Raw genomic sequence first — 9,061 nt, 5'->3', positions numbered from 1 at the left:
GGCGGATCGCCGGCCGGTGGATGGCGGTGCGGCGGGTCTCGAACTGTCCACGTTGCGGCTTGAGCAGTCGGGCCGGGTGCTGACGGCGCGGGTGGACGACCCGCCCTTCAACTACCTGACCACCACGATGCAGCGGGACTTCATCCGGCTCGTCGAGGCGGTGGAGCACGACGATTCGGTGGGCGCGGTCGTCGTCACCGGTGCGCGGCCCGGCCGGTTCATCACGCACGCCGACATCGCCCGCATCTCTGAGCACTCCGATGGCGTGCCGGAGATCTCCCATGCGGTCGCCCAGAACCTGTTCCGGAGTGTGCGGGCCATGACGGGCTGGGCGGGTGAACGTCTGATCGCGCGTTCCTCGCTGAGCGGACTGCTCTCGATAACCCAGTTTCATCACATGGCGCTGCGACTGATGTACTCCCCGGCGGTGTGGATCGCCGCGGTGAACGGGCCGTGCGGCGGCGGTGGCCTGGAAATGTCGGTCTTCTTCGACCTGCGCGTGTCGGCCGATCGTGATGCCGGCTTCGGCCTGCCCGAACTGTCGGTGGGGTTGAACACCGCCCTGGGCGGGCAACGGCTCGCCCAGCTCGTCGGGCCGTCCCGAGCCTTGGAGATGATGCTCGAAGCGCGTTTCTATTCACCGCAGGAGGCCCTGGAGTTGGGTCTGGTGAACCGGGTGGTGCCGGCCGAGGACCTGCTGGACACGGTCCAGCGGATGGCGGAGCGCTACGCCAGCCGGCCGCGGAAGGTGGTGGCCCGGCAGAAGCGGATCTTCAACGACGCCCAGTCCATCTCGGCTCGGGCCAGTCTTAACCAAGAGGCCACCGCCGCATTGATGAACTTCACGTCACCGACCACCCAGGCCGCCATGCGGCGCTGGGTGCAGATGCAGGAGGGCACCGACGGCGATTCGGTGTTCCTGACCCAGCCCGAACCATGGATCGAGGGCACCGCGCTCGACATGAACGTCACGGTACGGGGACCGGAGCCGTCGTGATCGGCGCCTTTCCCCGCTGAGGTGACCAGTCGGCCGGTCGGTGCTGTCGCATCGGCCGGCCCGAGGTCAGAGGATCTCGCGATTGAAGGTCCGGGTGCCCCACCAGAGTGACATCACGGTTATCGCCACGAGTATGCCGCCGCCGATGACTACCGGCTCAAACGCGTAGTTAGCGGTGAAGGTCGCCCTGGTGAGATCGGCGATCCAGGTCAGCGGATTGCACCGCGACAGGATATAGAGCCATTGGGGTGCCAGGTCGGGTGTTATGGGCATCAGAATGCCCGACAGGAGTGTCAGCGGCAGCAGACCCGTGCTGATGATCGCGGTGAAGATCGGTTCGCTCTTCGCCAACAGTGCCAGGGTGATCGAGCATGCCGTGAGCGTGAAGGTGAGCAGGGCCCCGACGCCCAGGGTCAGCAGTGTGCCGATGAGCGTTAAGGGGAGATCGAAGAGTATCCAGGCCAGCAGGAACACCATAATGCTCTGGATCACTGTCTGGAGCACGGTCATCATGGCGTAGCCGAGCAGGAGCGCCGTGCGGCTGGCCGGAGTGACCCGCATGCGCTCGAGCACTCCGTTGCTCAGGTCCCCCAGGAGTTTGTATCCGGTGAACGCGCTGTTCATGAGCACCAGATAGATCGTGAGGGCGGGTGTCATGACCATCCAGGCGCCCCCGGGAGGGGAGCCTGGCGTCTCCTTCATGAGTCCGACCATCAGCGGGGTGAAGAGCACCAGCCAGGTCAGGGGTTGGGCGATCGAAAGCGCCATGGGTGCCCAGGACCGACGCGTCAGGATCAGCTCGCCCCGGAAGATCAGCGCTGCGTCGCGAAACATGGGTCACATCCTGTCGGGGGTTGACGTCTCGGTGTTGGGCTGCTCACGGATGCTCCGACCCGTCAGAAGGAGGAATATGTCGTCAAGGGTCGGCTGTACGACCTGGATCGAGAGAGTGGGGATGCTCGCCAAATCCATGGCGCGGATCAGATCGGGAATCACGGCGTCTCCCCTCGGCACCTGAAACCGCACGGTGTCTCCTATGACCGAGGGTTTGCTCGCATGGGGGAGACGCTCCGCGATGGCGGCCGCGGCCTGGACCAGGTCCATCGGCACCGTGATCTCGACCCGGTGCCCGGCCACTTTCGCCTTGAGGGCCTCGGGAGTACCTTCCGCGATGATCTGCCCGTGGTCGATGATGAGCACCTGGTCGGAGAAGGCATCGGCCTCCTCCAGGTAGTGGGTCGTGACGAACACGGTGGTGCCCAGCTCGGTGCGCAACATGTGCACGCGCTTCCACAGGGCCGCCCTGCTCTGCGGGTCCAGCCCGGCTGTCGGCTCGTCGAGGAACACGACAAGCGGCGAGTGAACCAGCCCGAGAGCGACGTCCAGACGGCGGCGCTGCCCACCTGACAGTGTTTTGACCAGCCGATTCTCCAGACCGTTCAGCTCAAGCTGCTCCACCACCTCCCCGCCGCGGCGCCGCGCTTTGGCCCTCGACAGGCCGTACAGCTGGCCTTGCGTCTCGAGCTCCTCGCGAACCGTGTGCTCGCCGCAGGTACCACCGCCCTGCGCGACGTAACCGATGCGTCTGCGTACACCCGTCGGATCGGCCAGCAGATCGTGGCCGGCGACGGTGGCGGTGCCGGCGGTCGGCCGGAGTAGCGTCGTGAGCATGCGAAAGGACGTGGTCTTACCCGCTCCGTTGGGGCCCAGCAAAGTGACGCCCATACCCGGCGACACGTCGATGTCGACACCCTTGACCGCGTCGATCCGCCGACCGTCCACGTGGAAACTGCGTGCCAGCCCATGGGTCGTGATCATGGAAACCCCTCTTGCCGCACATTGTCAGCAGGACAGTAGACGTAGAAAAACCGGGAAATCATCGGAGTTTTCTAGTGCGCGGAGAAGTAGTAATTTTGCGAGTCGTTGCCGGGGTTCACTGGTCTGAGCGGAATTCGGCGCGATGAAGGGACCAACAGATCGTGAGTACCGCAGACGACGTCAGCACCGCATGGATCCGTCGCTACCACCCGGCGGCGCGGGCGGGCAGGCGTCTGGTGTGCTTCCCTCATGCGGGCGGATCAGCCAGCTTCTTCCTGCCGACCTCGGCCAAATTCTCACCGGACACCGATGTGGTGGCCATCCAGTACCCCGGGCGGCAGGATCGGCTGCGGGAGCCGTGCATCACGGACATCGGCCTGCTGGCGGATCGAATCGTCGACGAGCTGATCGCGCTGTCGGAGAAGCCGACGGTCTTCTTCGGCCACAGCATGGGGTCGGTGATCGGCTTCGAGGTGGCCTCCCGGCTTGAGCGGAAGGGCGTCAACGCGCCGCACACGTTGATCGCCTCGGGACGCCGCGGGCCGTCCACCCAGCGGGACGAGTCGGTCCACCGGCGCGACGACGACGGCATCATCGCCGAGATCAAGCTGCTGAACGGTACGGACGCCGGAGTGCTCGGCGACGAGGAGATCCTCCGAATGTCGCTGCCCGCGCTTCGGGGCGACCATCGGGCGATCGAGACCTACCGCGGAGATCCGGAGCAACGCCTGCGTGGCTCGATCATCGCGCTGACCGGAGACGCCGACCCGAAGACGACGGTCGAGGAGGCGGAGGCCTGGCGTCGGCACACCGAAGGGCACTTCCGCATCAGGGTGTTCGCTGGCGGGCACTTCTTCCTCACCCGGCATCAGCAGGCGGTGAACGAAGAGATCGCTCAGGCACTCGGGGCGTAACGAGCGACCAGTCCTGCCGCCGGCGGCCGCGTGACGCGTCGAAGCGCCCGGCGGCGACTGTTTCCCGGATTCGGGCGCGGTCACGGACATCGCCTGCCACCAGGCCGAGGTCGGCGTGCCGCGCCGCGTCCGTCACATCACCTGATGGACAGCTCCGGGAACGGCACGACGAACGCGCCGCCGGATGCCGTGAACGCCGCAGACCGGGCGCGGATGCTGGACTCGAAGTTCCAGGCGAACAGCACACAGTAGTCGGCCGCGTCCGCGGTCAACCGCTCGGAGCTCACGATGGGGATACCGTCGCCCGGCGTGAACTTGCCCACCTTGCGCGGGTTGTCGTCGACGATCCACGCGATCTGACCGCCCACTCCGGCCTGGGAGAGCAGGGTGACGGCCCGCGCCGACGCGCCGTACCCGCAGATCCGCCCGCCGACTTTCGACAGACCGGCCAGCACGTCGTTGAGGGTCGTGCAGACCCGGTTGACGCGGTCCGCGAAGCCGTCGAGAAAACTGCCGTCGGGCACGCCCGCGTCGGCCTCGGCCCGCAAGATCCGGTCGAATTCGGCCGTCGAGGGGCGGGCTTCGTCATCGCGGCCTATCCAGCAGCGCAAGGAGCCTCCCTGGGCCGGGATGAGCTCAGCGTCGAACACCGCGAGGCCGTTCGCCGCGGCCGCCTGTGCCAGCACATGCAGGGAGAAGTACGAAAGGTGTTCGTGGTAGACGAACTCGAAGATACCGTGCTGGACCATCGGCAGGACGTGCGCGACCTCGATGACGGCGCGGCCGCCCGGCTTGAGGAGCAGGCGGATCGCGCGGAGGACTCCGTTCACGTCGTTGACGTGGGCGAGCACATTGCTGCCCAGCACCGCGTCAACGGGCCCGATCTCACTCAATATCTTCTCGACCGTCTCCACGCCGAAATGCGTGGCCAGCGTCGGCACTCCCCGCTCCTGCGCGTAGGTCCCCAGCTCGACTGCCGGGTCGACACCGAGCACCGTCATGCCGCGCTCGGCGAAGAAGCTCAGTTGCGTGCCGTCGTTCGAGCCGATTTCGAGCACCTTCGCCCCGGCGTCCAGCCCCAGTCGATCCGTGACCCCGGCGGCCAGCGCACGGCAGTGTTCGACGAGGGCGGGAGCGGCGCCCGTGGCGTACCGGTAGTCGGCGAACAGGACCGATCGGGGCACCACGTCCACCAGCTGGACCAGGCCGCACCTGGCGCAGCGCACGAGGTCCAACGGGTACCGTTCCTGAGCTCGGGCCGCCTCGGCTGTGGACGCGATGGCGTTGGCGGGCGGAGTCGGGGTGAGCGAGACCACCCCTTCCAGACTGTCGGTCCCGCACACCAAGCACCGGCTGGTGGTGTCCATCAGCGTTCTCTCCCTCCGCCCATCGTGTCCGGCCGCCGTGGCCACCGCGCTCGATCTGGCGGAAGACATTTCGGCAGCTCACGACAAGCCCTTGAGTAACCGGCGGTCGGAGCTTACGTCCGCGAACACTAAGGGAAATACCTGATCGGGCTGAGGCACAATCGCGGGAACGAACCCCCTCGATCTGGGGGAGCCACATTCGCCGACACCGTGTTTCCGTCCTGAGTTGTCCGCCAGGGGCGAGGCAGGTAACGCGGATGAAGGAGTATCACATGCGAATCCTGGTTACTGGCGGAGCTGGGTTCATCGGATCCCATTTCGTACGGTCGATGTTGGACGGTCGGTACCCCGGCCACGAGGACACCCGGATCACCGTTCTGGACAAATTGACCTATGCCGGCCGGAGGGACAACCTGCCCGAGGCACATCTGAAGTTGACCTTCGTGCACGGCGACGTCTGCGACCGGCAGCTGCTGGCTGATCTCCTGCCCGGACACGACGGAGTCGTACATTTCGCCGCCGAGTCGCACGTCGACAGGGCGGGGGACGACGCGGAACCGTTCGTGTGGGCCAACGTGATGGGAACCCACCGCCTGCTCGAACAGTGCAGGACGAGTGGAATTCAGCGCGTCGTGCACGTGTCCACCGACGAGGTGTACGGGTCGATCGAGGACGGATCATGGACGGAACAGTTTCCGGTCGAGCCCAACAACATCTACTCGGCGTCGAAGGCGGCCAGCGATTGCCTCGCCCGAGCGCACTGGCGCCTGCACGGCCTGGACTTGTCGATCACCCGATGCTCCAACAACTATGGACCCCGTCAGCATCCTGAGAAGATCATCCCCGGCTTCGTCACCCGCCTGCTCCAGGGGCGTGACCTCCCACTGCACGGCGATGGCAGCGCCATCCGCGAATGGCTGCACGTCGACGACCACTGCCGCGCCGTTTCCCTGGTCTTTGACAAGGGCCGCGCCGGCGAGATCTACAACATCGGCGGCGGAACGGAGCTCACCAACCGTGAGCTGACCGGCCTGCTGCTCGAACTGGCCGGGGCCGGCTGGGACCGCGTCCGCAATGTGCCAGACCGGCCGGCTCAGGACCCCCGGTACTCGCTCGACCACAGGAAGATCACCGAGGAGATCGGGTTCGAACCCGTGATCGATTTCAAGGAAGGTCTTGAGGACGTCTTCACCTGGTACCAGGAGAACCGATCCTGGTGGGAATCCATTGACGTGTAGTGGTGGGACCAGGGCGCTGGCCCGCTTTCTGGGCCAGCGCCACTTCTATTAACCAGAAACCCGTCCCATAGACAGCCGCATAGCCGCCGACCAGGGGACTCGCCGCCGCGGCTGTCCAGATCACGACTTTCTAATTAATACCTGGCCGCGAATACCTCCTCGATCGCGCGAACCGCCACACCCGTCCCGTCTTCTTCGCGGACCGCGGCGCCGAGCGCCCGAGCGCGGTCGGCCATACCGCTGTCGGTGAGCAGGCGATCGATCGTGCCCCGCAACCAGCGGGCGTTGAGAGCGTGGTGGTTACGAGACGGAGGTCCGACTCCGAGCTGTGCGATCCTCCTGCCCCAGTGGAGCTGATCACCTTGAAGCCACACAGCCGCCTGCGGGATACCAGCCCGGAAGGCCGCCGCGGCCGTGCCGGGCCCGCCGTGATGGACGACGCACGCGGCGCGGGCGTAGAGCCACCCGTGTGGGACGAAGTCCGCCAGGAATATGTTGGGCGGCAGCTCCTCGGCGCCGAGCTTCGCCCAGCCGGATTGCAGGACGACGCGACGGCCCAGGCCGCGAACCGCCTGGAGTAGCTGCTCGGTGACCGCGTCGGAGTCGAACCCGTTGTTGGAGCCGAAGCCGATCACGACCGGCGGCTCGTCGGCTACGAACGCCGCGAGGTCGTCTGGGGGCACGTACTCCGGTTCGTCGAGGAACCAGTATCCCGTGGTGCGGTAGGTGGGGCCGAAGAGCGGATCGCGCGGGAGGGTGTGCGGGCTGGTGGCGATGAGGTTGAGCCGGGGCGAATGGCTCGCGTCGAAGATGATGTCGCGCCAGGGCGGCAGGCCGGCCGTGGTGACGACAGGGTTGAGCGACTTGTCGGTCGCGCGTCTGACCGCCAAGCCGGTGATCGACCAGGCGAGGGCGTTACCGATGGTTCCGAAATCGATATTGGTCGGGCCGTACCCGCGCGCTCGGCGCAGCGGCCAGGCGTGGTGCACGCTCACGTGGGGCGTGCCGACCGCGCGCGCCGCGGCGACCGCGGCGACGGCCAGCGGCGGATGGATGACGACGTCGGCCTCACCTGCCAGCGCCATCAGCTCCGGCACCGCGGCACGCTGTTCCCGCGCCAGCACCTCAACCGTGATCGTCAGTTGCCGCAGCTTGTCCTTCGTGCCGGCCAGGCGGGTGTAGTACTCCTCGACTTCCGCCTCGTCCACAGTCGGCCGGCCGGAGAAAGGCACGCCGACGGCTTCGGCGTGCGCCGCGTAACTGTCGGAGGCCGAGAACATGACGTCGTGGCCCTCCGCGAGCAGACGCTGTCCGAGGGCGAGGAAAGGCTGGAGATCCCCTTGCGAGCCGACGGTCACTACGAGAGCGCGCATCGTATCCAAGCCGGACGGTCAAGGGCCGGAGCCGCGACGGTCGGAGTTGCTTTCACTCTCGATTGCCTCCCTGGATCGGCTGCCGAAGTGGCGTAGGTGGCGGATCCGAGCAGCGATCTTGTCTGCTCGTCCGGCACATCCTGCTGCAGCCGGTTCCCGGAAATCATTAGAAGCGAAACCGGCTGGCGGCCTCGGTCCGGGGCTTCCGGCTGAAGCGGTCACCCGCGAGGACTGCCCCCTACAGGTAGAACTCGCGGATCTTGCCGATCACGAAGTCCTGGTCCGACTCGGACAGCCCGGGATCGGTGGGCAGATAGAGACCGTCGGCCGCGAAGCGGGCGGCGTTCAGCGACGGCCAGTCGGGGTTTAAGTACATCGGCTGGCGGCTCATGGGCTGGAAGAACAGCCGGGTCTCGATCCCCGCGTCCGCGAGGAACTCCCGCAGGTCCTCCCGCCGCTCCGCGCGGATGTCGTACATCCAGAGAACGTCGCGGGGCGGCATGAGAGTGATCCCGGCGATGCCGTCGAGCCCGCTGTCGTAGTGGCTTTCGATCCGTTTGCGGATGGCGAGGATCTCCTCGACCCGCTCCAGCTGGGCCAGGGCGACCGCGGCCTGCATGTTGGTCATGCGGAAGTTGTAGGCCAGCTTCTTGTGGATGAAGTTGTGCTCCTTGCTGAAGGCCATGCCGCGCAGGTGGGCCATCTGCCGGGCCAGATGCTCGCTGTTGGTGACGCAGACACCCCCCTCGCCGGCCGTGATGATCTTGTTGGCGAACAGGGAGAAGCACGCCACGTCGCCCACCGGGCGCACCCCCATCGCCTCCGCCGAATCCTCGATCACCCGCAGGTTGTACTCGTACGCCACGTTCATGATCGCGTCCATGTCGCAGCGCCGGCCGTAGACGTGCACCGGCATGATGACCTTGGTACGTGGAGTGATCTTCTCCTCGATCAGCGAGACGTCGATGTTGAGGTCGTCGGCGCAGTCGACGAACACCGGCACCGCGCCCGTGTAGCTGACCGCCCACGCCGAGGCGACCATGGTGAACTCCGGCACCAGGACCTCGTCGCCGGGACCGACCCCCAGCGCGCGCAGCGCGAGGGTGAGCGCGGTCGTGCCCGAGGAGCACGCGACGCCGTGAGCGAAGCCGTTGTACTGGGCGAACTCTTCCTCGAAGCGCCCGACGAAGGGGCCTTGCGAGGATATCCAGCCGGAGTTGACGGCCTCGGTGAGGTACTCGAGTTCCCGTCCGGTGAGGTACGGCTTTGACACCTGATATTTGAACGCCATCGGTTCCCTCACTCATCAGCCGGCCCGGCTCGCCGGCACGGGGCGACAGGAGACGCTCGGAAA

Annotated in this window: 8 protein-coding genes; 3 read left to right on the top strand and 5 right to left on the bottom strand. The window is 66.5% G+C overall.

Annotation, left to right across the window (positions count from 1 at the left end; all coding sequences use genetic code 11):
* The first annotated feature begins 16 nt into the window (after positions 1 to 16).
* Positions 17 to 997: an enoyl-CoA hydratase/isomerase family protein gene (locus Amac_RS18810; RefSeq protein WP_170322555.1), complete on the top strand. Its 981-nt coding sequence runs from the start codon at positions 17 to 19 to the stop codon at positions 995 to 997.
* A gap of 66 nt (positions 998 to 1,063) precedes the next feature.
* Here the strand turns inward: Amac_RS18810 and Amac_RS18805 are convergent, their stop codons facing one another.
* Both Amac_RS18805 and Amac_RS18800 read right to left on the bottom strand, forming a co-directional pair.
* The gene (locus Amac_RS18805) at positions 1,064 to 1,831 is read right to left on the bottom strand and encodes an ABC transporter permease (protein WP_155355692.1); all 768 of its coding nucleotides are present in this window, start codon (positions 1,829 to 1,831) and stop codon (positions 1,064 to 1,066) included.
* A 3-nt stretch (positions 1,832 to 1,834) separates the two neighbouring features.
* Positions 1,835 to 2,815 carry an ATP-binding cassette domain-containing protein gene (locus Amac_RS18800; RefSeq protein ID WP_155355691.1) on the bottom strand — a complete coding sequence of 327 codons (981 nt, stop codon included), beginning with the start codon at positions 2,813 to 2,815 and terminating at the stop codon, positions 1,835 to 1,837.
* A gap of 161 nt (positions 2,816 to 2,976) precedes the next feature.
* Here Amac_RS18800 and Amac_RS18795 point away from each other — a divergent pair, with 161 nt between their 5' ends.
* On the top strand, positions 2,977 to 3,729 hold the full coding sequence (locus Amac_RS18795; RefSeq protein ID WP_155355690.1) for a thioesterase II family protein: 753 nt from the start codon (positions 2,977 to 2,979) through the stop codon (positions 3,727 to 3,729).
* A gap of 137 nt (positions 3,730 to 3,866) precedes the next feature.
* On the opposite strand, the gene Amac_RS18790 is transcribed toward Amac_RS18795, so the two are convergent.
* Entirely contained in the window at positions 3,867 to 5,096 is a 1,230-nt protein-coding gene (locus tag Amac_RS18790; RefSeq protein ID WP_170322554.1) for a class I SAM-dependent methyltransferase, read from the bottom strand.
* Between the two features lie 257 nt (positions 5,097 to 5,353).
* Here Amac_RS18790 and rfbB point away from each other — a divergent pair, with 257 nt between their 5' ends.
* Positions 5,354 to 6,334 (top strand): dTDP-glucose 4,6-dehydratase, encoded by a 981-nt coding sequence (gene rfbB, locus Amac_RS18785; protein ID WP_307729736.1) that lies wholly within the window; start codon positions 5,354 to 5,356, stop codon positions 6,332 to 6,334.
* Positions 6,335 to 6,468: 134 nt separating this feature from the next.
* Here the strand turns inward: rfbB and Amac_RS18780 are convergent, their stop codons facing one another.
* Positions 6,469 to 7,707, bottom strand: coding sequence for a glycosyltransferase (locus Amac_RS18780; RefSeq protein WP_155355687.1), 1,239 nt, complete (start codon positions 7,705 to 7,707; stop codon positions 6,469 to 6,471).
* A 238-nt stretch (positions 7,708 to 7,945) separates the two neighbouring features.
* A complete protein-coding gene (locus Amac_RS18775; RefSeq protein WP_155355686.1) occupies positions 7,946 to 8,998 on the bottom strand; it encodes a DegT/DnrJ/EryC1/StrS family aminotransferase in 1,053 nt (350 codons plus the stop codon).
* Positions 8,999 to 9,061: the final 63 nt, after the last annotated feature.

It is taken from the genome of Acrocarpospora macrocephala (genome assembly GCF_009687865.1).
GTDB lineage: Bacteria > Actinomycetota > Actinomycetes > Streptosporangiales > Streptosporangiaceae > Acrocarpospora > Acrocarpospora macrocephala.
The sequence above is the reverse complement of the archived record's forward strand: the minus strand, read 5'-3'. Positions and strand labels throughout refer to the sequence as shown.